23 protein-coding genes are annotated in these 21,644 nt (G+C 65.2%); 12 read left to right on the top strand and 11 right to left on the bottom strand.

What is annotated here, in order from left to right; translation table 11 throughout:
• Positions 1-77 precede the first annotated feature (77 nt).
• Entirely contained in the window at positions 78-1,739 is a 1,662-nt protein-coding gene (gene ctaD / locus WC704_RS05005) for a cytochrome c oxidase subunit I (protein WP_372888885.1), read from the bottom strand.
• Between the two features lie 3 nt (positions 1,740-1,742).
• The gene (coxB, locus tag WC704_RS05000) at positions 1,743-2,771 is read right to left on the bottom strand and encodes a cytochrome c oxidase subunit II (RefSeq protein ID WP_372888884.1); all 1,029 of its coding nucleotides are present in this window, start codon (positions 2,769-2,771) and stop codon (positions 1,743-1,745) included.
• A gap of 206 nt (positions 2,772-2,977) precedes the next feature.
• Here coxB and pyrE point away from each other — a divergent pair, with 206 nt between their 5' ends.
• The 6 genes from pyrE to maiA all read left to right on the top strand — a co-directional run bounded on the left by pyrE (position 2,978) and on the right by maiA (position 7,534).
• Positions 2,978-3,559, top strand: a complete 582-nt coding sequence (pyrE, locus tag WC704_RS04995; protein ID WP_372889105.1) for an orotate phosphoribosyltransferase — start codon at positions 2,978-2,980, stop codon at positions 3,557-3,559.
• Positions 3,556-4,284, top strand: a complete 729-nt coding sequence (locus tag WC704_RS04990) for a pyridoxine 5'-phosphate synthase (RefSeq protein ID WP_372888883.1) — start codon at positions 3,556-3,558, stop codon at positions 4,282-4,284. Before pyrE ends, WC704_RS04990 begins: the two co-directional genes overlap by 4 nt.
• A 208-nt stretch (positions 4,285-4,492) precedes the next feature.
• Entirely contained in the window at positions 4,493-4,918 is a 426-nt protein-coding gene (acpS, locus tag WC704_RS04985) for a holo-ACP synthase (protein ID WP_372888882.1), read from the top strand.
• Positions 4,915-5,829 (top strand): signal peptidase I, encoded by a 915-nt coding sequence (lepB, locus tag WC704_RS04980; protein WP_372888881.1) that lies wholly within the window; start codon positions 4,915-4,917, stop codon positions 5,827-5,829. The genes acpS and lepB overlap by 4 nt, the downstream gene beginning before the upstream one ends.
• The gene (locus WC704_RS04975) at positions 5,826-6,899 is read left to right on the top strand and encodes an AI-2E family transporter (RefSeq protein ID WP_372888880.1); all 1,074 of its coding nucleotides are present in this window, start codon (positions 5,826-5,828) and stop codon (positions 6,897-6,899) included. The genes lepB and WC704_RS04975 overlap by 4 nt, the downstream gene beginning before the upstream one ends.
• Positions 6,896-7,534, top strand: a complete 639-nt coding sequence (gene maiA, locus WC704_RS04970; protein WP_372888879.1) for a maleylacetoacetate isomerase — start codon at positions 6,896-6,898, stop codon at positions 7,532-7,534. Before WC704_RS04975 ends, maiA begins: the two co-directional genes overlap by 4 nt.
• Here maiA and WC704_RS04965 read toward each other — a convergent pair.
• The 3 genes from WC704_RS04965 to ccmA form a co-directional block, all read right to left on the bottom strand.
• Positions 7,518-8,621: a glycosyltransferase gene (locus WC704_RS04965; RefSeq protein ID WP_372888878.1), complete on the bottom strand. Its 1,104-nt coding sequence runs from the start codon at positions 8,619-8,621 to the stop codon at positions 7,518-7,520. The two genes, maiA and WC704_RS04965, sit on opposite strands and share 17 nt — an antisense overlap.
• 111 nt (positions 8,622-8,732) lie before the next feature.
• Entirely contained in the window at positions 8,733-9,377 is a 645-nt protein-coding gene (locus tag WC704_RS04960) for a heme exporter protein CcmB (RefSeq protein WP_372888877.1), read from the bottom strand.
• A complete protein-coding gene (ccmA, locus tag WC704_RS04955) occupies positions 9,374-10,030 on the bottom strand; it encodes a heme ABC exporter ATP-binding protein CcmA (protein ID WP_372888876.1) in 657 nt (218 codons plus the stop codon). Before ccmA ends, WC704_RS04960 begins: the two co-directional genes overlap by 4 nt.
• A gap of 51 nt (positions 10,031-10,081) precedes the next feature.
• Between ccmA and WC704_RS04950 the strand changes: the two genes are divergently transcribed.
• On the top strand, positions 10,082-10,375 hold the full coding sequence (locus tag WC704_RS04950; RefSeq protein ID WP_372888875.1) for a 4a-hydroxytetrahydrobiopterin dehydratase: 294 nt from the start codon (positions 10,082-10,084) through the stop codon (positions 10,373-10,375).
• Here WC704_RS04950 and WC704_RS04945 read toward each other — a convergent pair.
• Entirely contained in the window at positions 10,364-11,164 is an 801-nt protein-coding gene (locus tag WC704_RS04945; RefSeq protein ID WP_372888874.1) for an SDR family oxidoreductase, read from the bottom strand. The two genes, WC704_RS04950 and WC704_RS04945, sit on opposite strands and share 12 nt — an antisense overlap.
• A gap of 51 nt (positions 11,165-11,215) precedes the next feature.
• Here WC704_RS04945 and WC704_RS04940 point away from each other — a divergent pair, with 51 nt between their 5' ends.
• Positions 11,216-11,998 carry an ATP-binding cassette domain-containing protein gene (locus tag WC704_RS04940; RefSeq protein WP_372889104.1) on the top strand — a complete coding sequence of 261 codons (783 nt, stop codon included), beginning with the start codon at positions 11,216-11,218 and terminating at the stop codon, positions 11,996-11,998.
• A complete protein-coding gene (locus WC704_RS04935; RefSeq protein ID WP_372888873.1) occupies positions 11,995-13,527 on the top strand; it encodes an ABC transporter permease/substrate-binding protein in 1,533 nt (510 codons plus the stop codon). Before WC704_RS04940 ends, WC704_RS04935 begins: the two co-directional genes overlap by 4 nt.
• 43 nt (positions 13,528-13,570) lie before the next feature.
• Here WC704_RS04935 and ubiG read toward each other — a convergent pair whose 3' ends face one another.
• Positions 13,571-14,311: a bifunctional 2-polyprenyl-6-hydroxyphenol methylase/3-demethylubiquinol 3-O-methyltransferase UbiG gene (ubiG, locus tag WC704_RS04930; RefSeq protein ID WP_372888872.1), complete on the bottom strand. Its 741-nt coding sequence runs from the start codon at positions 14,309-14,311 to the stop codon at positions 13,571-13,573.
• Positions 14,312-14,373: 62 nt separating this feature from the next.
• Between ubiG and WC704_RS04925 the strand changes: the two genes are divergently transcribed.
• Positions 14,374-15,633 (top strand): aspartate kinase, encoded by a 1,260-nt coding sequence (locus WC704_RS04925; protein ID WP_372888871.1) that lies wholly within the window; start codon positions 14,374-14,376, stop codon positions 15,631-15,633.
• Between the two features lie 14 nt (positions 15,634-15,647).
• On the opposite strand, the gene WC704_RS04920 is transcribed toward WC704_RS04925, so the two are convergent.
• On the bottom strand, positions 15,648-16,325 hold the full coding sequence (locus WC704_RS04920; protein ID WP_372888870.1) for a hypothetical protein: 678 nt from the start codon (positions 16,323-16,325) through the stop codon (positions 15,648-15,650).
• Positions 16,326-16,367: 42 nt separating this feature from the next.
• Positions 16,368-17,429: a hypothetical protein gene (locus tag WC704_RS04915; RefSeq protein WP_372888869.1), complete on the bottom strand. Its 1,062-nt coding sequence runs from the start codon at positions 17,427-17,429 to the stop codon at positions 16,368-16,370.
• 425 nt (positions 17,430-17,854) lie between these two features.
• Between WC704_RS04915 and WC704_RS04910 the strand changes: the two genes are divergently transcribed.
• On the top strand, positions 17,855-18,841 hold the full coding sequence (locus tag WC704_RS04910) for an NAD(P)H-dependent flavin oxidoreductase (protein ID WP_372889103.1): 987 nt from the start codon (positions 17,855-17,857) through the stop codon (positions 18,839-18,841).
• Between the two features lie 3 nt (positions 18,842-18,844).
• On the opposite strand, the gene WC704_RS04905 is transcribed toward WC704_RS04910, so the two are convergent.
• Complete coding sequence (locus tag WC704_RS04905; protein WP_372888868.1) at positions 18,845-20,293, bottom strand: hypothetical protein; 1,449 nt, start codon at positions 20,291-20,293, stop codon at positions 18,845-18,847.
• Positions 20,294-20,301: 8 nt separating this feature from the next.
• Positions 20,302-21,060: an ABC transporter ATP-binding protein gene (locus WC704_RS04900; protein ID WP_372888867.1), complete on the bottom strand. Its 759-nt coding sequence runs from the start codon at positions 21,058-21,060 to the stop codon at positions 20,302-20,304.
• Between the two features lie 98 nt (positions 21,061-21,158).
• On the opposite strand from WC704_RS04900, the gene ybgC reads away from it, so the two are divergent.
• Positions 21,159-21,641 (top strand): tol-pal system-associated acyl-CoA thioesterase, encoded by a 483-nt coding sequence (gene ybgC / locus WC704_RS04895; RefSeq protein ID WP_372889102.1) that lies wholly within the window; start codon positions 21,159-21,161, stop codon positions 21,639-21,641.
• Positions 21,642-21,644: the final 3 nt, after the last annotated feature.

Below are 21,644 nucleotides of genomic sequence, written 5' to 3'. Positions count from 1 at the left end.
TGCCCTCCCCTAGCCCCTCCCGCACGCGGGAGGGGAATAAGAAACGCCCCCTCCCGCACGCGGGAGGGGGGATGAAATCAATCGATCTTGGGCAGCGTTTCGAACTGGTGGTACGGCGGCGGGCTCGACAGCGTCCATTCGAGCGTCGTCGCGCCTTCGCCCCAGGGGTTGTCGCCCGCCTTCTTGCCTGCGAACAGCGACCAGATCAGGTTGACGAAGAACACGCCCATACCGACCGCCATCACCGCATAGCCGATGCTGGCGACCCAGTTCCAATGCGCGAGGCCATCGGTGTAATCGGGGATGCGGCGCTGCATGTTCTGCAGACCCAGGAAGTGCATCGGGAAAAACAGCAGGTTCACGCCGATGAAGAAGATCCAGTAATGCACCTGGCCGAGAAATTCGTTGTACATCCGACCGGTCATTTTCGGGAACCAGTAATAGAAGCCCGAGAAGAGCGAGAACACCGCGCCCAGCGACAGCACATAGTGGAAGTGCGCCACCACATAATAGCTGTCCTGCATATAATCATCGATGCCGCCATTGGCGAGCACGACGCCAGTGACGCCGCCGACGGTGAACATGAAGATGAAGCCGATCGCCCACAGCATTGGCGTCTTGAAGGTCAAGGAGCCGCCCCACATCGTCGCGATCCAGGAGAAGATCTTGATGCCGGTCGGCACCGCGATCACCATCGTCGCGGCGGTGAAGTACATCTTGGTGTTCACACTGAGGCCCGTCGTGAACATGTGGTGCGCCCACACGACGAAGCCGACTACGCCGATCGCGACCATAGCATAGGCCATGCCGAGATAGCCGAAGACGGGCTTTTTCGAGAAGGTCGAGATCACCTGGCTGACGATGCCGAAGCCCGGCAGGATCATGATGTACACTTCTGGGTGGCCGAAGAACCAGAACAGATGCTGGTACAGGATCGGGTCGCCACCACCGGCAGGATCGAAGAAGGTGGTGCCGAAATTGCGATCGGTCAGCAGCATGGTGATGGCAGCCGCCAGCACCGGCAGCGACAGCAGCAGCAGGAAGGCGGTGACCAGCACCGACCACACGAACAGCGGCATCTTGTGCAGCGTCATGCCCGGCGCGCGCATGTTGAAGATGGTGGTGATGAAGTTGATCGCGCCGAGAATCGACGAGGCGCCCGCGAGGTGGAGCGCGAGGATCGCCATGTCGGTCGATGGGCCAGGCTCGCCATAGGTCGAGAGCGGCGCGTAGAGCGTCCAGCCGTTACCGGCACCGCCGAAGAAAGGTGAAGCGAGCAGCAGCGTGAAGGCGGGGATGAGCAGCCAGAACGATATGTTGTTCATGCGCGGGAAGGCCATGTCGGGCGCGCCGATCATGATCGGCACGAACCAGTTGCCGAAGCCGCCGATCATCGCGGGCATGACCATGAAGAACACCATGATGATGCCGTGCGCGGTGATGAGCACGTTCCACAGGTGGAGCGAATGGTCGAGGCCCTGTTCGCCGCCGGGCAGGAAGGTCGCCCAATAGCCGAGATATTGAATGCCGGGCTGGGCCAGTTCGGCGCGCATCAGGCCCGAAATGCCGCCACCGATGATCCCCGCGACGATCGCGAAGATCAGGTACAGCGTGCCGATGTCCTTGTGGTTGGTCGACATGAACCAGCGCGCGAAGAACGACATTTCATGCGTGTCATGCGCATGGGCGTCATCATGATGCGCCTCGAAGGCGCTCGGGGTGAGGGCGGTGTCGGTCATGGCTTATTGTCCAGCGGTGGCGACGGCGGCGGCGGGAGCCGCTGCGCCGGGGGTGGCAATCGAAGCGGTGGCGGTTGCTGGGGCTGCGGCGGGCGCAGGGGCCGTACCGGGCATGGTGCCGCCCTTGGCCTTGATCCACTGCGCGAACACCGCCGGGCTAACCGCCTCGACCGTGATCGGCATATAGCCGTGACGCGCGCCGCACAGCTCCGAACAGACACCGAAATAGACGCCGGGCTTGTTGATGGTGAAGCTGGTCTCGTTCAGGCGACCTGGCACCGCGTCAAGCTTGATCCAGAAGGCCGGGATCGCCCAGCTATGGATCACGTCATTGGCAGTAGTGATAAGGCGAATCGGCACGCCGACCGGCAGCACCACGCGATTGTCGGTCGCAAGCAGGCGCGGGCCGTCAATCGCGGTACGGGCGCGTTCGCCCTTGCCGACTTCATTCGCTTCCTTGAGCATGTTCGAGGTGATCTCGAACCCGCCATGATCGGGATATTGATAGGACCAATACCATTGGTTGCCGATCGCCTTCAGCGTCACCGCATTTTTGGGCGCGGGCTTATACTGCGCCTGCAACAGCCCGATCGAGGGCAAGGCGAGGCCAAGCAGGATCAGCACCGGAACCCCGGTCCACAGCACCTCCAAAATGGTGTTGTGCGATGTCTTGGAAGCAACCGGATTGGCCGCACGGCGGTAGCGCAGCGCGACCCAGCCGAGCAGGACGAGTACCAGGACACAAATCGCTGTGATTACCGGCAACAGCAGCGCGTCGTGAAACCAGCGTGCCTGCTGCCCATTGGGGGTGACTTGCGGCTGGATGGTGATGAGACCGTCGACCGGTTGGCCCACTTTGGGGTCGATCGCCATTGCCGGTGCACCATCGACCGCAAGCATCGGATCGGTCGAGGCACTGGCCGGCGCGACCGCTGTTGCGACCGGTTTCGCGGCGGTCGGTGCTGCCTGCGCCGCTCCGACGCTCAGCATCGCTAGCCCCGCGGCCAGTACGATCGATTTGATCCCGATCATTTGCATCCCCTGATTCTACCCCTATCGATCGCCCCGATCATGCGGAGCCGGACGGGGCAGGTATATGCCCTCTGTCCCTCGTCTATACGCAGGCAATGCCGGTGTCTCAAGACACGCGGCACCTTTTTTGGCGCAATCGTTGCGCCGGGGCCCTGGCGACCCTAATCAGGCATCCCTTTCCGCAGGACGACAGGATGACCTCCACGATGACGGACGATGATGTTCTGGCCGAATTCCGCGCCGCCGAGGCGTTGTTGGAGGGGCATTTCATCCTTTCGTCTGGTTTGCGCTCGCCGCGCTATTTGCAGTGCGCGCGCGTGTTGATGGACCCGGCACGTGGCAGTCGCCTGGCGACCGCGCTGGCCGCCCGTCTTCCCGTGGGGATTCGCGAGAGCATCGCCGCGGTGGTGTCGCCCGCGATGGGCGGGGTGATCGCGGGGCATGAAATGGCGCGCGCGCTGGGCGTGCCCGCGATGTTCCTCGAACGACCCGAGGGCGTGTTCGAGCTGCGGCGCGGTTTCCGCCTGGCCCCTGGCACCAAGGTGTTGATGATGGAGGATGTCGTCACCACCGGCCTGTCTTCGCGCGAGGCGATTGCCGCGATTGCGCGCGCAGGCGGCGAGACGGTCGCGGCGGCGGCTCTGGTCGATCGCTCGAATGGCACCGCCGATCTGGGCGTGCCGTTCTTCCCGCTGATCCGGCTCGACGTGCCGACCTATCCCGCCGACGCCCTCCCACCCGAACTCGCCGCGATCCCCGCGATCAAGCCGGGGAGCCGCGCGGCGTGAGCGCTTCCCTCCGCCTTGGCGTCAACATCGATCATGTCGCGACCGTCCGCAATGCGCGCGGGTCGGGCTATCCCGATCCGGTGCGCGCGGCGTTGCTGGCGGCGGAGGCAGGGGCGGACGGCATCACCGCGCATCTGCGCGAGGATCGGCGGCATATCACCGATGATGATATCGCGCGCCTGTCGGAGCAATTGACGATCCCGCTCAATTTGGAAATGGCGGCGACCGAGGAGATGTTGGCGATCGCGCTGCGGCATCGCCCGCACGCCGCGTGCATCGTGCCCGAGAAGCGCGAGGAGCGGACCACCGAAGGCGGGCTCGACGCGGCGGGGCAACACAATCACCTCGCTTCGCTGGTGGCGGAATTGAGAGGCGCGAACATCCGCGTTTCGCTGTTCATCGAACCCGATGCGCGGCAGATCGACGCGGCGATTCGCCTGGGCGCACCGGTGGTGGAGTTGCACACCGGCCGCTACGCCGAACTCGAGGGCGAGGAGCAGGCCGCCGAATTACGCCGCCTGTCCGATGCGGCGGCACTTGCGGCGCGTAACGGCATCGAGGTCCATGCCGGGCACGGTCTGACCTATGCCAATGTCGCGCCAATCGCGGCAATTCCGCAGGTGCGCGAGCTCAATATCGGGCATTTCCTGATTGGCGAGGCACTGTTCGTCGGGTTGGCGACAAGCGTGCGGCAGATGCGCGCGGCGATGGACGCGGCGCGGTGAAGGAGAGAAGAAGGTTGGTTCGCGCGGAGGCGCGGAGACGCGGAGAAGAAGAAAGCAAATTGCGCTGCGCGCGGCTCGTATCGGGTGCAGCGCGCCCTTTCCAACGCCGCGCGCACCGCAACACATTGGCTTTTCTTCCTTCTTTCTCTTCCTCTCCGCGTCTCCGCGTCCCCGCGCGAACAAACCTTCTTCTTCAGAGCACCGAGGCATGATTATCGGGCTCGGTTCAGACCTGTGCAATATCGAGCGGATTCAGGCGTCGATCGACCGCTTCGGCGACCGTTTCGAGCAGCGCGTGTTCACCGATGTCGAGCGCGCCAAGGCGGGCAGGCGTCCCTTCACCAAGGCAGGCACGCTGGCCAAGCGGTTCGCCGCGAAGGAAGCCTTTTCCAAGGCGGTCGGCACCGGATTCAAGCGCGGCGTGTTCATGAAGGACATTGGCGTGGTCAACGCCCCCTCGGGCGCGCCGACGTTGCTGCTGACCGGTGGTGCCAAGGCGAGGCTTGACGCGTTGACGCCTGACGGCCACGTCGCGGTGGTACATTTGACGATGACCGACGATCATCCCTGGGCACAGGCGCTGGTTGTCATTGAAGCGCGCGCAGTGGCTGAGCGCCCGAAGGACGAGACATGAAGGACGACTTGGCGCTGAGCACGACCGAAGCCGGGGAACCCGGTGAAAAGGAGCGGGCCACCACTTCGCCTGCCAAGCCGGGCAAGACCGATTGGGCGTCCGAGCTGCGCGGCATTCTGTGGCTGATTCTGGCGGTGCTCGGCTTCCACACCTTTATCGCCAAGCCCTTCTATATCCCGTCGGAATCGATGCTGCCGGGCTTGCTGGTCGGCGATCAACTGGTGGTGAGCAAATTCCCTTATGGCTGGTCGTTCGTCTCGCCGACCTTCCACGTTTTGCCGTTCCTTCATGGTCGCTTGCTCGGGCGCTTGCCCGAACGCGGTGACGTGGTGATCGTCACCCCGCCGGGCACCGAGACCGATTATATCAAGCGGCTGATCGCCTTGCCGGGCGACCGAATCGCGGTGCGCGACGGCATCGTCATCCTGAACGGCGTGCCGTTGAAGCGCGGGCCGCTGCATTATGTCGATATCCCCAATTATGGTGGCGCGCCGCTGGTGTCGGAACCCGGCATAACCTGTGATCCGCTGCAATATCCCGGTGCAATCCACACCGGGGCGGACGGCAAGAGCTATTGCCGTTTGCCGCTCTATACCGAAACGCTGCCGAGCGGGCGGCATTATGAAACGGTCGATCTGGGGCCGTCGCAGGGTGACAATTATCCCGAAACGCTCATCCCGCCGGGGCATGTCTTCCTGATGGGCGACAATCGCGATCGCAGTGCCGACAGCCGTTTCAGCCTGGCCGAACAAGGGCTGGGTGGGCCGGTGCCGTGGGAATATCTGGGCGGTCGTGCCGAATTCATCACCTTTTCCAAGACCGGGCTTGGCACGTGGAACCCGCTGAGCTGGGGTCAGTCCTTCCGCGGCGGACGTGCAGGCACCTCGCTCCACGCCGAGCGCGATAAATGAGCGAGGGCGCCCGCCCCGAGATCGTCAGCGAACCCGCCCCCAATGAACTGCGCGATCCGTTCGTGCGGCAGGAGTTGAAGCGCGCGACGATCTGGCTTGGTCTGGCGGGTGCGATTGGGTTGGCAGTGCTGCTGATACAGCCGCTGCTCATCATTTTTGGCGGGCTGGTGTTCGCATCGATGCTCGATGGTGGTGTGCGGCTGCTCCGGCGCATATTGCCGATCGGGCGACCGTGGCGATTGCTGATCGTGGTCGTGCTCACGGTCGCGTTCATCGTCGGCGTGCTGTATCTGACGGGTGCGGGCATTACCGAGCAGGTCCAGCAATTGCGCAGCACGTTGATGACGCAGGCGACGCGGCTGATGGACTGGGCCTCGCAGATCGGCATCATGCCGGGCAAGGCCGATCTCAACGGGCTGGCGCAGCAGGCGCTGGGGTCGTTCGGCAAGTTGACCTCCTATCTCGGCATCGCCTTCGGGGCCTTTGCCAGCCTGGTAATGGTGCTGGTGATCGGCCTGTTCATCGCGATGGAGCCGCGTTTGTACGAAAGCGGGCTGCAATGGCTGATCCCGCGCGACCAGCGCCCGCGCTTTGCCGGCACGATCGAGCAGATGGCGACGACGATGCGGCGGCTGCTTGCGGGGCGGCTGTTCGGCATGGCACTGGAAGGCGTGATGACGGGCATTGCGCTGGCACTCGCGGGCGTGCCGATGGCGCTGGTGTTGGGCATCATCACCGGCATCCTGGCGTTCGTGCCCAATATCGGCGCGATCACCAGCGGCGTGCTGATGGTCGCGGTCGGGTTCAGCGCGGGGATGCACACCGGTTTCTGGGCGATCGCCATCTACGTTTTCATCCAGACGCTCGACGGCTATGTCGTGATTCCGATGGTCGCGCGGCGCACGGTGGACCTGCCGCCCGCGCTGACGCTGTCGATGCAGATTCTGGCGGGGACGCTGTTTGGCGTGCTCGGGCTGACGCTGGCCGATCCGCTGACCGCGATGATCAAGGTCGCGCTCGAACGCAGTTCCGAAGCCGAAGGGCAGGATGACGTGGTGGCGGCGCCGTGACCCCGGTCCTCTATGAGTATTGGCGATCGTCGGCGGCTTACCGCGTGCGGATCGTGCTTGAACTCAAGCACATCGCGTATGAGCGCGTCGCGGTTGACCTGACGCAGGGCGAGCATCGGTCGGCGGCTTTTCTGGCGCGCAATCCGCAAGGGCTGGTGCCCGCGCTCGACATCGGCACGGCGGTGTTGACGCAAAGCCTCGCGATCATCGACTATCTCGACGCGATCCATAAGGCACCGCCAATGGTGCCAGCCGACCCGGCTGAGCGAGCGGCAGTGCTGGCGCAGGCGCTGGTCATCGCCGCCGACTTGCACCCGATCGACAATCTGCGCGTGCTCAACCGGCTGACCAGCCAGTTCGGGGCGGATCAGGCCGCGCGCGAGGCGTGGTATGCATATTGGATGGTCGAAGGCCTTACCGCGCTCGAGGCGATGACCGCGCATTTGCCGGGGCCCTTTCTGGGCGGAGATACGCCCAACCTTGCCGACGTCTGCCTGGTGCCGCAGCTTTACAATGCGCGGCGCTTTTCGGTGCCGCTCGATGCCTTTCCCCGGCTGCTGGCCGCCGATGCCGCAGCTTCAACCGTGGCCGAAATTACCGCAGCGCATCCCGATCGCGTCAAGCCGCAAGCTTGATCCGTCGATCCAGCACGACGCGGTCGAACAAATTAAGATAGGCGGCGGCGGCATTTTCACCGGGCTGGGGGACAGGCGTCGGGCGTGCGCGCTCGGGAGCCAGCCAATCGTCGAGCGCGGCCACCAATGCCGCCTTGTTCCCCGGCGGAACCACGCTGCCGAGCGACGGGTGGGTTACGATTTCGCGCACGGCGACGCTCGAATCGGTGGTCACCACCGGCGTGCCGACAGCGAGCGCTTCACGCAGGACGCCCGGCACCCCTTCGAAATCGGACACCAACGCCAGCGCCGCCGCGCGCGCCAGGATCGGCGTTGGATCGGCAACATGTCCGGGCAGCAACACACGGTCGTGCAAGCCAAGCTGCGCGACCTGTGCTTCGAGCGTCGCCCGTTCGCCACCTTCACCGATAATCATCAGCGTCAAATCACGGTGTGCCATTTGGCCAAAGGCGTCGATCAGCCGGTCCCAGCGTTTTTGCGGGGCGAGCCGCCCGACCCCGAGCAGAAAGCGTCCATCTGGCAGCGCCGGGATGGTCGCTCCCGCCACCGGGCGGAGCGGCGGATTGGGGATGACGTGCAGCATTTCCGGTCGTGCGCCCATTTCGATCCGCGCCTCATCGGCCATTGCCGGGCTCATCGCGACCAATTCGTCGACAAAGTGCGGATGCCAGCGCAGCCAGGTGCGGTACGCGGCGGCGAAGGCGGCGCCATGATCGCGCCGGACCAGCGCGTTGGAGATCTTCGCCACAATCGGCGGGCAGCGCCGCCCAAGCCGCATCTTGGTCCATGCGGCCAGCGCCGAATAATGGTTGCCCGGGCAAAACAGGATGTCGGGCGCGATTTCCTCGGTCAGCGTGGCAATCGCCCCCATGCCGAGCATCGAATGCCGACCGAGGATGCGCGTTTCGATGCCCGTGGGGAGATCGCGCGAAAGTGGTCCGGTAACGTCGCCGAGTATCAGCGTCACGCGTCGCCCCAGTTCGCTCCAACTCCGGGCCAGCCGCAGCAGCGCCTTTTCGACCCCGCCCCCGTCAAGCGTCTGGGCGTAGGCCAGGATGTGCGATGCGGGAGGGCGGGGGCTTAACATCGTTGGGGTTTGGTAACGTTGCTTTGTCGCAAAAGTTTCCCGACCCGCCGTACCGGACAGCTTTTTCAGAATTTTTTGTGCGGGGTGATCGCAAGACGGTGGTTGCGCGCCTTATTCCAGCGCACTGCGCATCGCGGCGCCCGCGACAAAGGGTGCGCCCGCCAGCAGCATCAGGCTGACCGCGCCCAGCAGTTTGAGCGCGCCGACCCCGCCATCGATCGAGCCCGCGCCGAAGATGAGCAGCGGTACGGCAAGCGGCAGCATCACCAGCCCCGCGACCGAGCCCGCGCCGCGCAGCCCCGTCACCAGCGCGGCGGTCGCCACCGCCAGCGCCGCCAGCCCCGGCGTGCCGATCAGCAGCCCGAGCTCGACCGCGCCGAGCGTTTGTGCGGACAGGCCGAGCAAGCCTGCCGCAACCACCGTGGCGAGCATCAACGGCGGGCCGAAACCGAGCCAGTGCGCGGCGATTTTCGCAGCGGCGACCGTCGGCATTGAAAAGCCGCGCACGCTCAACTGATCGAGCACCCCGCCCTCGGCATCGGGGCCGACCAGTCGCTCGACCGGCATCAACGCGGCGAGCAGCGCCGCTGCCCAGATCACGCCGCCGCCAATCCGCGCCAGCAACGCCGTATCTGGCCCGACTGCGAAGGGGAACAGGATGGTGACGAGCAGGAAGAAGGCGAGCGCATTGACGATGCCGCCGCTCGCCCAGGCGATGCGCACGTCGCGGGTGATGAGCGCGCCGAGCCCGGTCATCCGAGCATCACCGTTTGCGCATCGGGCAAGGCGATCGGCAAATGCGTCGCGATCAGCACCGCGCCGCCGCCTGCGCGATGCGCCGCGATCAGGCGTTCGAGCATCGCCACGCTTGCCACGTCGAGGCCGTTGGCGGGTTCGTCGAGCAGCCACAGGCCTGCGCCGCTCGCAACGACGCGGGCGAGCGCGGCGCGGCGGCGCTGGCCGGTCGAGAGCAGGCGCACCGGCACTTCGGCGATATGCGACAGGCCGACCGCATGGAGGGCGCGTGCAACGCGGGCCTGCGGGTCGGTGGGTTCGGCATCCAGCGCAGCCCAGAAAGCGAGTGCATCGCGCAAGGGGCGCACCGAATCGAGCGCGGCGGCTTCGCCCATCAGTGTGCGCACCGCCGCCCCGCCAACTTCGCCGCTTACGGGCCGCAACAGCCCGGCGGCGACGCGGATCAGGCTCGATTTGCCGATTCCGTTCGGGCCAGTAACCAACGCCGCGCCGCGCGGCGGCACCGCGAAAGACAGGCGTTCGAACAGCACGCGCCCGCCGCGCACGCAAGTGACGTCGCGAAAGGCGAGCGCGGTGCCCTCGCCGAGCCCGTCGGCAGCGGGGGCGGGGACGGGGCCAAAAGACGGGCCCGAAGGTTGATCGGCCTGCACCATCGGCTATGCCTTACGGTGTCGGCGCGCGGTGCGCCAGCAGGAGAGCGATCCGTGACGGTAGAACCGCTGAACGACGAAGATCGGGCCGAGGCGCTCGATGCGCTCGACGAATGGGATTTCGACGAGGCACGCGACGCGATTACCCGCACCTTCACCTTCGCCGATTTCAGCGAGGCGTTCGCCTTCATGACGCGCGTCGCCTTGCTGGCGGAAAAGGCCGATCATCACCCCGAATGGTCGAACGTGTGGAACCGTGTCGACGTGCTGCTGACCACGCACGATGCGGGCGGGCTGTCGCACAAGGACGTGGCGCTGGCCGAGGCGATCGATCTTTTAGTCGGCTGACGCTGTCATTCCGCGGCGCATCATCTTGCGCAGGCGACCGGGCAGCCAGCGTGCGGCAAAGGCCATGCGCTCGGCGGTCTTGCCGACATAGCTGTGGACCTTGTCGCCATGTACCGCATCCCACGCGGCTTGCGCCACGGCATCGACCCCGGTGAGTTCGAGTCCGGCATTGGTGACGACCTGTTTGATCGAATAATTGGTGCTGCCCGCTGGCGCTGCCAGCAAAGGCGTGTCGATGAAGCTCGGCACCAAATCGCGCACCTTGACGCCCGCGCCATACCATTCGCCGTCGAGCGCCTCGGTCAACGCGCGCACCCCGAATTTGGTCGCCGAATAAACGGGCAATCCGGACGTGCCATAGATGGCCGAAGCCGAGGCGGTGTTGAGCAAGCAGGATCCGGGCGTGCGTGCGAGATAGGCGTAGCCGATCTTCGCGCCGTTGAGCACGCCGACCAGATTGATCGCCACGACGCGGTCGAGATCGTCGAAGGACATGTCGACGATCGGCCCGCCAGTGCCGATCCCGGCATTGTTGAACAGCACGTCGAGCCGCCCGCCAGTGGTCGCGGTAAACGCATCGAGGTTGGCGACCCAGGCGGCGCGGTCGCGCACGTCCATCTGATAGGTCTCGACCATGCCGGACGGCAGCATCGCCGCTGTTTCGCGCAAGCCTGTCGCGTTGACATCGGCGAGGCCGACGCGCCAGCCGCGCGCGGCGAACAGACGCGCGGTCGCCTGACCGATGCCCGAGCCGCCACCCGTGATGAAGATTGCCTTTTGTTCGGCCATGTTGGTCTCTCCCTTTGACGTAAAGGGTATCCTCCCCCAGTGTCCTCGTCGATGCCGGATTCGCACATATCAGGGCCGAGCGTGTCGTTTGAGAGCGTGACCAAGCGCTACCCTGGCGGGGCGGTCGCGGTGGACGATGTGTCGCTGGAGCTTGCGCGCGGCAGCTTCGTCGCTTTGGTCGGCAGTTCGGGTTCGGGCAAATCGACCCTGCTCAAGACGATCAACCGGCTGATCGTGCCGAGCGCGGGGCTTGTGCGGATCGACGGGGCTGATGTCGCCGAGGGGCCGGCGCACGCGCTGCGCCGTCGGATCGGCTACGTCTTCCAGAATATCGGGCTGTTCCCGCATATAACGGTGGGCGAAAATGTCGCGATCGGGCTGCGGCTGGCGGGCACGCGCGACACCGCCGCGCGCGTCGCGGCGTTGCTCGATCTGGTCGATCTGCCGCAGGCTTTCGCCACACGGATGCCAGAGGCGCTGTCGGGCGGACAGCGGCAGCGCGTCGGCGTGGCGCGCGCGCTCGCCACCGCGCCGGGGCTGTTGCTGCTCGACGAACCGTTTGGCGCGCTCGATCCGGTGACGCGCGATCAGCTCGGCACAGCGGTGCGTGCGCTCCACGATCGGCTGGGTCTCACCACGATCATGGTGACGCATGACATGGCCGAGGCGCTGATCCTGGCGGACCGTGTGCTGGTGATGGATGCTGGGCGGATCGTGGCGGATGCCACGCCGCAAGCCCTGCTCGCCGGGCAGGGCGGCGCGGTAGCCGGTGCGTTGGTGGCGGTGCCGCGCGCGCAGGCGCGGCGGTTGCGCGCGCTGGAGGAGGGGGCATGAGCCCGTTCCTCGACGCGATGTCGCGCGTGCCGCCGCTGCTCGCGGCGCATCTGTTGCTGGCAGCGGCGGCGTTGGTTTTAGGTGTGGCGATCAGCCTGCCGCTGGCGATCTGGTCGGCGCGGCGGCCCGGCGTCGCGCGGGTGGCGCTAGGGTTCGCCAGCCTGGTGCAGACGGTGCCGAGTCTGGCGCTGCTCGCGCTTTTCTATCCGCTGTTGTTGTTCGCGTCGGGGCTGGTCGGGGGCGGGATACCGGCCCTGGGGTTTCTGCCCTCGCTGCTCGCGCTGACGCTCTATGCGCTGCTGCCGATCCTGCGCAACGGCGTGACCGGGCTGGCCGGGATCGACCCCGCCGTGATCGAAGCGGCAGACGGCATGGGCATGACGGCGTGGCAGAAGCTGCGGCTGGTCGAGGCCCCGTTGGTGGCACCCGTGCTGATGGCGGGGGTGCGCACGGCGGCGGTGTGGACGATCGGCGCGGCGACGCTGTCGACCACGGTCGGCCAGCCGAGCCTGGGCGATTTGATCTTCGCCGGGCTGCAGACGCAGAATTGGGCGCTGGTGCTGGCGGGGTGCGTCAGCGCGGCGGGGCTCGCGCTGGCGGTCGATGCGCTGCTCGGGGTGATCGAGCGCGGCATTGCGATGCGCAAACGCGGGCGGGTTTACGGCGCGGGCGCGGCGCTGCTGCTCGCTGTGCTGGCCGCGCTTGCGCCGCTGGCGGTGCCGCGCGCGCCGACGATCGTGATCGGTGCCAAGAATTTCTCCGAGCAATATATTCTCGCGCGCGTCATCGGCCATCGGCTGGAGCAAGCGGGCTACCGCGTCGAATATCGCGAGGGGCTGGGCTCGGCGGTGATCTACGGCGCGCTCAGCACGGGCGCGATCGACGTCTATGTCGATTATGCAGGGACGCTGTGGACCAATGCGATGCGGCGCAGCGATACGCCGGCGCGGGCCCAAATGGTGGCGGCGATTGGGGAGTGGAGCGCGCGGACCTCGGGGGTGCGGTTGCTGGGTGCCTTGGGGTTCGAGAATGCCTATGCCTTTGCGATGCGCGGCGAGGCGGCGCGGGCGAAAGGGATTGTCTCGCTCGATGATCTGGTGCGCGCGGCACCGGGGCTGACGCTCGGTTCCGACCTTGAATTTCTGGAGCGGCCCGAATGGGCGGCGGTGCAGCGCGCTTATCCGATCCGCTTTGCCGCCACGCACGCTTATAGTCCGACCTTCATGTATCGCGCGCTGGAGAGCGGGCAGGCCGATGTCATCTCGGCCTTTTCGTCGGACGGGCGGATCGCGGCGGAGCATTTGACCGTGCTCACCGACCCGCGCCGCGCGATTCCGGGCTATGATGCGATTCTGCTGCTGGCACCCAAGCGGGCGAAGGATGCGCGGCTGGCGGCGGCGCTCAAGCCGCTGGTCGGGCGCATCCCGGTATCGGTGATGCGCGAGGCGAATTATCTGGTCGATCGTGACCGGGGCAAGGTGTCGCCCGAGGATGCGGCGCGCTGGCTGGAGCGTCGGCTGGGGTTGTAGCGTGCGCGGGCTCCCCTCCCCTCCCTTCCAGGGAGGGGAGGAGTTACGCCCGCACCGCCGTCACGAAATAATCGAGCTTGGTGTCGTCGGTCAGCACAAAGCCCTTGGCGACCGAGAAGCCCAGCCCGCGCACATCGACCACGCGCAGCCCCGCTGCCTCGACCAATTCGGTCAGCGTATCGGGCGTCAAGAACTTGTCCCAGTCATGCGTGCCGCGCGGGATTTGCCCGAGCCCTTCCCCCACGGTAATCAACGCAAGCCGCGACAGCGCGGTGCGGTTGGGGGTGGAGAGGATCAGCAGGCCATCCTTCGCCAAAGCACCCGCCAGCCCGGCAATGAAGGCGGCAGGGTCGGTAACGTGCTCGATCACTTCCAGGCTGGTGACGAGATCGAAGGTTGCTCCGTCCAGATCCTCGACGCTGCCGGTGCGATAGTCGATCGCGAGGTGCGATTGCGCGGCGTGCGCGCTCGCCACCGCGACATTCTCCGCCGCCGCATCGAGCCCGGTGACGTCCGCGCCCAGCCGTGCCAGCGGCTCGCACAACAACCCGGCGCCGCAGCCGACATCGAGCGCGCGCTTGCCCGCGAGCGGGGTGAAGCCGGTCTCATCGCCATGCCAATGCGCGTCGATCCGTTCGCGCAGATAGCGCAGCCGTACCGGGTTCAGGCGGTGCAGCATCGCCGATGAGCCCTTCGGGTCCCACCACTGCGCCGCCATCGCGCCGAAATGGGCGGCCTCGGCCGGGTTGATAGTGGTTACAGACGTTACGGTTGCGCTCTTCATGCGCGCTTCCTATCAGGACGCCCCCAATAGCCCAAGCCCTACCCCAAGGACGTTTGCTGCGCATGGCCCGTATCGTAATGAAATTCGGCGGCACCTCGATGGCCGGGATCGAACGGATCCGCAGCGTTGCCGCGCGCGTAAAACGCGAAGTCGCGGCGGGCAATCAGGTTGCGGTGGTCGTCTCGGCGATGGCGGGCGAAACCGATCGGCTGGTCGGCTTCTGCCGCGAGGCCTCGTCGCTTTATGATCCCAAGGAATATGACGTCGTCGTCTCGGCGGGCGAACAGATTACCAGCGGCTTGCTGGCGATCGCGCTGCAGGCGGCGGGCGTACCCGCGCGGAGCTGGCTTGGCTGGCAATTACCGATCGCGACCTCGGACGCGCACGCTTCCGCCCGGATCGAGGGCATCGACATGGCCGCGCTCGAGGCGAGTCTCGCGGCGGGCGAAGTCGCGGTTATTCCGGGTTTTCAGGGCATCGATGCCGATGGCCGCGTCACCACGCTTGGCCGTGGCGGGTCCGATACCTCGGCGGTGGCGATGGCGGCGGCGATGCAGGCGGACCGCTGCGACATCTACACCGATGTCGACGGGGTCTATACCACCGACCCGCGCATCGTGCCGCGTGCGCGCAAATTGAAGAAGGTCACCTACGAAGAGATGCTGGAGCTTGCCAGCGTCGGCGCCAAGGTGCTCCAGACGCGCTCGGTCGGGCTCGCGATGAAGGAAGGCGTGCGCGTGCAAGTGCTGTCGTCCTTCACGGGTGAGGACGCACCGATGGCGGATACATTGCCCGGCACGATGATTGTGGGCGAAGAGGAGATTGCAGACATGGAAAGCCAGCTCATCACCGGCATCGCGCATGACAAGAACGAAGCCAAGATCACGCTGACGGCGGTGCCGGACAAGCCCGGCGCGGTCGCGGCGATCTTCGAGCCGCTCGCGGCGGCGAACATCAACGTCGATATGATTATCCAGAACATCGCCCATGCGGCAGGCTCGACCGACGTGACTTTCACCGTACCGGCGGCGGATCTGGCGCGCTCGATCGAGGCGCTGAACGCTGGGCGCGAGAAAATCGGCTTCGTGTCGCTGGTGCATGACACGCGCGTCGCCAAAATTTCGGTGGTGGGCGTGGGGATGCGCAGCCATGCCGGCGTCGCCAGCACGATGTTCTCGACGCTGGGCGAGCGCGGCATCAATATCCAGGCGATCTCGACATCCGAAATCAAGGTCTCGGTGCTGATCGAGGAAGATTATACCGAGCTGGCGGTGCGCGTGCTGCACACGGCATACGGGCTCGATGCCGAGGATGCCGCCTGAAGGTCATGGCACGCTCAACGGGTGGTGAGCGTGCCGTTGCCTGAGGCATCGAAGGTCAGGATATATTGGCCGCCAATCGGCATTGACCAGGCTTCCTCGGTCGCGTTGATAACGTCGCCAATGTCCTGGCTGCCGGCATCGCGGACGAGCTGAAATCCGCCGGCTGCGACCAAGACGGTTTTGACAGGTGACACCTGCAAGGAATAGGCGCAGAAAATCGGATCGGCGCCAAGGCCAAAGCCCACGCACACCTGATACAGGCTCGAATCGTAACTCGGGATGCGCCACCCGGCGGAATCGTGCGTGAGCGTAATCGCCTTGTTGAGCGGTAGCGTGAAGCTGTCGGCATCGCTGGAATAGGCAAACGCCGCCGCATTGGGCCGGATTTCACCGGTTTTATAGACCGAAGCGAACCAGGACAGCGGCAAATCGCGATTGAAGGCGATGTAGACATTGGTGTCGACCGTTTGCAGCCCGGCGACGATGCGCTCCCCGCCAAGCTGCGCCAAATTCATCGGGTAAAAGGTCGCGACCAGCGCGATCGCATAATCCTGGGCGGGCTTGATCGTGACGGTTGTGGCGGGCGGCAAGGCAGCAGTGGCTGCAGGGGCGGTCCCTGCAGCCACCGGGGTGAAGCGCGGATTGGCCTGCGCGATCTCGGCGGTGGTCGGTGAAAAGGGGGGGCTTGTCACCAACGGATCGCCTTCATCGTTTGGCACAGGCTTCGGCGCCCTTCAGGGTTTGCTTCCCCCAAAGATGACCTGGGCACCCGCCACCAGCAGGCTTTGTATCGCCGCTGCCGACTGGGCACCGCTGTAGCTGAAGTTGACGGTCTTCTCGCCGTTGATGCTGGTGACCGAGAATTGCACGCCGCTGAGCACGAAGTACGTAAATCCGGCGGTCAAAGCCGTCGCGACTGTCATCTTTCCGGTCAGGAACGTGGTTGCGACAAACCCTTCCGATTCATCTTCGGCGGAGAGCGTCGATACGTCGCTGCTGTCCCAGTGAACCGCTGTTACTTCTTCTTTTTGGACGTCGGCATCTTCGAGATAGGCCATCGCCACCAATTCAGCATGTTGATCGGATTTCAGGAAAGACAGATTTTCCAGCAACGCGAATTGGGCGGGCTTGCCGGGAGCAATATTCCACTTTCCGTTGTTCAGCAGCGTCACCGTGCAAGCCCCGGCGGCAAAGGAGCCGGGGACCGAGACTTGGGCAGAATCGTTGCTTACCTGTGTCCAGTCGGCCAGCGTCGATGATCCGAACGATCCGACGCTGATGTAGAAGCTCAGCTTCGGCGTCAGGGTCCGGCTTTGGTTGGGGGAGGGTGACCAGGTCATACCCATGAAGCCGCTGGCCGTCTGGATGCCGAACGACTGGTTGCTGTACCAGCCCAGCGCTTCGTTATCTTCCTGGTTGAAGGAGTTGGTGACGAGTTTGATGCTGTTCGGGCCAGTTGACGTGCTTGCCGCGTTCAGTTTTGGCCCCTTTTTGGGTGGAGCGTTGGCATAATCGGCGTTCCACACCTGTGCGAGGTCGCTATTTTGCGAGATCGTCGAGGTGACTTGAACATCGAGGCCAACGGCGTTGTTGCTGGCCCCGGCGCCGACCGAATATTGGACGGGGATCACGAAGTAATTCGTGCTCGGATCGTTCGAATCGATCGCGATCGACGCGCTGGAATTGGCAAAGACGTTGGGATCGCTCGCGATTTCCGCAGGACGGGTGAGGAAGCACCAGAAGGTTTGGGTGGATGAGGACTGGTTGACCAGATAGATCGTATATTGGCTAGGCATAATCATCTCCATTGAGAGAAAGATACGCTGCACACCACTATCATGCGACAAGATGTATCAAATCGGCCAGTCTAGGCGATGTATTTCTATCCTAAATATAGAATGATAGAAGGCGCATAGAAGGAATCGGTGATAAGATCATCGCAACGTCCAAAAGCGACATGATGTTCATACTATTGATGGATTTTATCGCACTGTTTTGATGATCCGATTTGACGGTTATAAGGAAAATCGGTTCTTATGCTGATCCGATTTGGAGGCAATGCCGAATTGTTGGATCAAAACCTCACCACTCCGGCGTCGGCGGTTTGGTGGATGTCGGAGGGGGCTGGATGGTCGCGCCGGTTGCGGCTAGGCACGCCGACATGACACAAGCCACCCCCACCGTATCCCAGCTTTCCGGCGCCGAGCGCCTGCAGCGTCGCATGGCGCGCGGCACCGCCTTTCTCGGCAGCAAAACCGCGATCGTTTGCGGCGCGATGTCGTGGGTGTCCGAGCGGCACCTGGTTGCGGCGATTTCCAACGCGGGCGGGTTCGGCTTGATCGCGTGCGGCGCGATGACGCCGGAATTGCTCGATGCCGAGATTGCGGCGACCAAGGCGCTGACCGACAAACCATTCGGCGTGAACCTTATCACGATGCACCCTGCATTGTTCGATCTGATCGAGGTGTGCAGTCGCCACGGCGTCGGCCATGTCGTGCTGGCGGGCGGCTTGCCACCGGCGGGATCGATCGATGCAATCAAGGCCAAGGGGGCGAAGTTGATCTGCTTTGCCCCGGCGCTCAGCCTTGCCAAGAAATTGATTCGCTCAGGCGTCGATGCGCTCGTCGTCGAGGGCATGGAAGCGGGCGGGCATATCGGCCCGGTGTCGACGAGCGTGCTCGCACAGGAAATCCTGCCCGAAGTCGCCGACAAGGTGCCGGTGTTCGTGGCCGGCGGGATCGGGCGGGGTGAGGCGATTGCCGCCTATCTCGACATGGGTGCGGCGGGCGTGCAGCTCGGCACGCGCTTCGCCTGCGCGACCGAGAGCATTGCGCATCCGAATTTCAAGAAGGCGTTCCTGCGCGCGTCCGCGCGCGATGCGGTGGCAAGCGTGCAGATCGATCCGCGTTTGCCCGTCATCCCGGTGCGCGCGTTGAAGAATGCGGGCGCTGATCTGTTCACCGCCAAGCAGCGCGAAGTCGCGCAGGCGTTGGACGAGGGCACGATCGCAATGGCCGAGGCGCAATTGCAGATCGAACATTATTGGGCGGGCGCGTTGCGGCGCGCGGTGATCGAGGGCGATGTCGAGCATGGCAGTCTGATGGCGGGCCAGTCGGTCGGCATGGTCACCAAGGAAGAACCCGTCGCCGACATCATCGCCAGCCTGATGGAGGAGGCCGCCGCCGCGCTGGCGCAGCGCGCGGCCTGAACCTCAGCCGAGCTGCGACAGCCCGCCGCCGAGCAGGAACACCGCCAGCGCCGCGCCACCGCCAAATACCAGCGCGATCAGCAGCGACAGGATGCCCGCAACCACGCCGCCCTGGCGGCGGCGGGCGAAGGTGCTGCGCTGGCCGGGCTTGCCGAGCTTGAGTTCGACATAACCCGCCGCCGCGCCGCCAAGCGCGGTCATTACCAGCGTGATCGCGGCACCCGGCACCGTCTGGGTGGCGATGGCGATCGGCAGTAGCAGCGCGAACGGCGCGGCCATCGCGAAGGCGGCGAGCAGCTTGGCGAGATCGATCTCGTCCTTGCCGACGGGCGCGACCGCCAGCAGATCGGGCGAATCCTCGGCCGAAACCGCGAGCCAGGCAAAGCTGCCGACCAATTGGCTGGCGATGAGCACGCTGCCAAAGGCGAGCGTCGCCGGGAGCGGAGGAGCGTGATGATGGCCAAAAGCAACGAACAGCAGCGGTGCCATATACACCAGCCGCAACACGATCTGGAATGCGAGTGCCGGGTCGCGCGCCAGCAACCGCCATTCCTTGGCGAAGATCGTGCGCGTCAGGCCTGCATGAAACAGCCGCCGGGAGGCGCGGCCAGTGGGTTTGCTGCGCGACAGGCGCATCCCGCCGTCTTGATACCCCGACAGGAACAAGCGTTGCAGGGCCGATCCGGCGGCGGTGAACAGCAAGAGCGCAAGCCCGAGCACGATGAAGATGGCGAGCGGATCGCCCAGTGCCGCACGACCGGGCACTGCCGAAATGCCCTCCGAGCCGAGCCCCTCCGCACGCAGGCGCTCGAACAGCGTAACCAGCGCGCCCGCGCGCCGATCGCTATGCGACACCAATTGGGTGCCGAGAAAGATTGCGCCGCCGAGCAAGGCCGCGACGATCTGTCCCACGGTACGCGCGGCGCGCGGGCCGATCAGCGTCGCGATCGTCAGCGTCAGCGCGAGACCAAAAGCGGCGGCGGTCAAGGCGAGCGCGGCGAGCAGCGCGACCAGCCCGAACAAACGCGGATGGCCGAGAATCGCGACCGGCACGACGATAGGCAACAGCAAGGTCGTATAGGTCAGCGCGATCGTACCGGCGATGCCGAGCAATTTGGCGAGCAGGACTGCCCGTTCGGGGACGGGGGCGGTAAACAGCAACGACAGGTCGCCGCTATCGTAGAGCGTGCGTTGGCTGCCGATCATCGCCTGCGCGGTCATGAAGGTCAGCGCCAGAACACTGGCGCCGAGCACGCCGACCAGAATCTCGGGCAGGACCGGGATCGGTGTATGCCGCAGCGCCCAGCCGGTCGCGCAGCCAATCAACAGCCACAGGCCGAGCAGGCCATAGCCGATCCAGCGGGCAACGCCTTTGCGGGGCCGGGCGCGAAAGGCCAGGCGCAGTTCGTGCAGCGCCAGCCAGGCGAAGCTTCCCGGGCGCGCCAAGCGCATTGCCCAGCTCATGCGGCGACGGGCTCCCCGCTGGTCAGGCGGATGAAGGTGTCTTCCAGCGTCATGCCTTCGGTGCCCGCACGGTCACGCAGTTCATCGAGCGTGCCCTCGGCGAGCAAGCGCCCGCCACCGATGATGCCGATACGATCGGCCATGCGTTCGGCGACTTCGAGGATGTGGGTGGTGACGATAACGGTCTTGCCCGCATCCACCTGCGCGCGCAGCGCATCCTTGACCGAGCGCGCCATGCTCGCGTCGAGCCCGGTCAGCGGCTCGTCGAGAATCAGCAATTTGGGATCGTGGATCAGCGCGCCCGCCAGCGCGACCTTCTGCTTCATGCCGCGCGAAAAGCCCTCGCACCGCGTGTCGCGTTGCTCCCACAGATCGAGCCAGTGCAGCAGGCGATCGGCCTCGCGCGCGGCGAAAGCCGGGTCCATCCGCCACAGCCCGGCGACGAAGGCGAGATATTCCAGCGGCGACAATTTGTCATAGAGCATCGGCTCATCGGGCAGCCAGGCGGTGATCGCCTTGGCCCCCAGCGGGTCGCGCCGCGTGTTGATGCCGAAAATTTCGATCGATCCGGCGTCAGGCTTGGCCAGCCCCGCCACCATGCGCAGCGTCGTGGTCTTGCCCGCGCCATTGGGGCCGAGCAGTGCGTAGAGTTGGCCACCGGCAATATCGAGATCGAGCCCGGCAATGACAGGCTTGTCGAAGCTCTTGGCAAGGCCTCGAATGCGCAGGGCGAGCGCGGGCGCGGAGTCGGTCATGTGTCCTGTTTAGGCGATACACCGTGGCCGTCCAGCCCGAACGCGCGGGCGCGTGCGGGGTTTTCGGGAGCGCGATCGATCGCTACAGGGCAAGGGTCATGCCGCACCCCGATCTCGACTTGCCCGCCCAGGGCCGTATCGTCGCTGGCGAACACCGGTTTCCGCTGCGGGTCTATTTCGAGGATACCGATCTTTCGGGCATCGTCTATCACGCCAATTACCTGCGCTACATGGAGCGCGCGCGTTCGGACATGTTGCGCCGGGCCGGGGTTGACCAGCGCGCGCATCAGGAAAGCGGCGGCGGGGCGTATGCGGTGACCGCGCTCAACATCCGCTATCGCGCGCCGGCGAAACTCGATGATGCGCTGCTCGTTATAACCCGATTGGCAAAAGTTCGCGCGGCATCGGTCGATATTCATCAGCGAGTCATGCGCGGCGGCGAGATACTGACCGAGGCCGAGGTCACTGCGGCGCTGGTTGGTGCAGCGGGGCGCGCCGTGCGCCAGCCCAGGGATTGGATTGCCGCTTTCGCCCAAGTGATGGGCGAAGGCGTTACGACATCAGGAGATCAACGTTCGTGAACG

This window comes from Sphingomonas sp. (assembly GCF_041661885.1).
Classification (GTDB): Bacteria; Pseudomonadota; Alphaproteobacteria; order Sphingomonadales; family Sphingomonadaceae; genus Sphingomonas.
The sequence above is the reverse complement of the archived record's forward strand: the minus strand, read 5'-3'. Positions and strand labels throughout refer to the sequence as shown.

Excerpts from the sequence above, each read along its gene's own strand:
- ctaD (WP_372888885.1), bottom strand. The coding sequence starts at position 1,739 with ATGACCGACACCGCCCTCACCCCGAGCGCCTTCGAGGCGCATCATGAT.
- coxB (WP_372888884.1), bottom strand. The coding sequence starts at position 2,771 with ATGATCGGGATCAAATCGATCGTACTGGCCGCGGGGCTAGCGATGCTG.
- pyrE (WP_372889105.1), top strand. The coding sequence starts at position 2,978 with ATGACGGACGATGATGTTCTGGCCGAATTCCGCGCCGCCGAGGCGTTG.
- acpS (WP_372888882.1), top strand. The coding sequence starts at position 4,493 with ATGATTATCGGGCTCGGTTCAGACCTGTGCAATATCGAGCGGATTCAG.
- lepB (WP_372888881.1), top strand. The coding sequence starts at position 4,915 with ATGAAGGACGACTTGGCGCTGAGCACGACCGAAGCCGGGGAACCCGGT.
- WC704_RS04975 (WP_372888880.1), top strand. The coding sequence starts at position 5,826 with ATGAGCGAGGGCGCCCGCCCCGAGATCGTCAGCGAACCCGCCCCCAAT.
- WC704_RS04965 (WP_372888878.1), bottom strand. The coding sequence starts at position 8,621 with ATGTTAAGCCCCCGCCCTCCCGCATCGCACATCCTGGCCTACGCCCAG.
- WC704_RS04960 (WP_372888877.1), bottom strand. The coding sequence starts at position 9,377 with ATGACCGGGCTCGGCGCGCTCATCACCCGCGACGTGCGCATCGCCTGG.
- ccmA (WP_372888876.1), bottom strand. The coding sequence starts at position 10,030 with ATGGTGCAGGCCGATCAACCTTCGGGCCCGTCTTTTGGCCCCGTCCCC.
- WC704_RS04945 (WP_372888874.1), bottom strand. The coding sequence starts at position 11,164 with ATGGCCGAACAAAAGGCAATCTTCATCACGGGTGGCGGCTCGGGCATC.
- WC704_RS04940 (WP_372889104.1), top strand. The coding sequence starts at position 11,216 with ATGCCGGATTCGCACATATCAGGGCCGAGCGTGTCGTTTGAGAGCGTG.
- WC704_RS04935 (WP_372888873.1), top strand. The coding sequence starts at position 11,995 with ATGAGCCCGTTCCTCGACGCGATGTCGCGCGTGCCGCCGCTGCTCGCG.
- ubiG (WP_372888872.1), bottom strand. The coding sequence starts at position 14,311 with ATGAAGAGCGCAACCGTAACGTCTGTAACCACTATCAACCCGGCCGAG.
- WC704_RS04925 (WP_372888871.1), top strand. The coding sequence starts at position 14,374 with ATGGCCCGTATCGTAATGAAATTCGGCGGCACCTCGATGGCCGGGATC.
- WC704_RS04915 (WP_372888869.1), bottom strand. The coding sequence starts at position 17,429 with ATGCCTAGCCAATATACGATCTATCTGGTCAACCAGTCCTCATCCACC.
- WC704_RS04910 (WP_372889103.1), top strand. The coding sequence starts at position 17,855 with ATGGCGCGCGGCACCGCCTTTCTCGGCAGCAAAACCGCGATCGTTTGC.
- WC704_RS04905 (WP_372888868.1), bottom strand. The coding sequence starts at position 20,293 with ATGCGCTTGGCGCGCCCGGGAAGCTTCGCCTGGCTGGCGCTGCACGAA.
- WC704_RS04900 (WP_372888867.1), bottom strand. The coding sequence starts at position 21,060 with ATGACCGACTCCGCGCCCGCGCTCGCCCTGCGCATTCGAGGCCTTGCC.
- ybgC (WP_372889102.1), top strand. The coding sequence starts at position 21,159 with ATGCCGCACCCCGATCTCGACTTGCCCGCCCAGGGCCGTATCGTCGCT.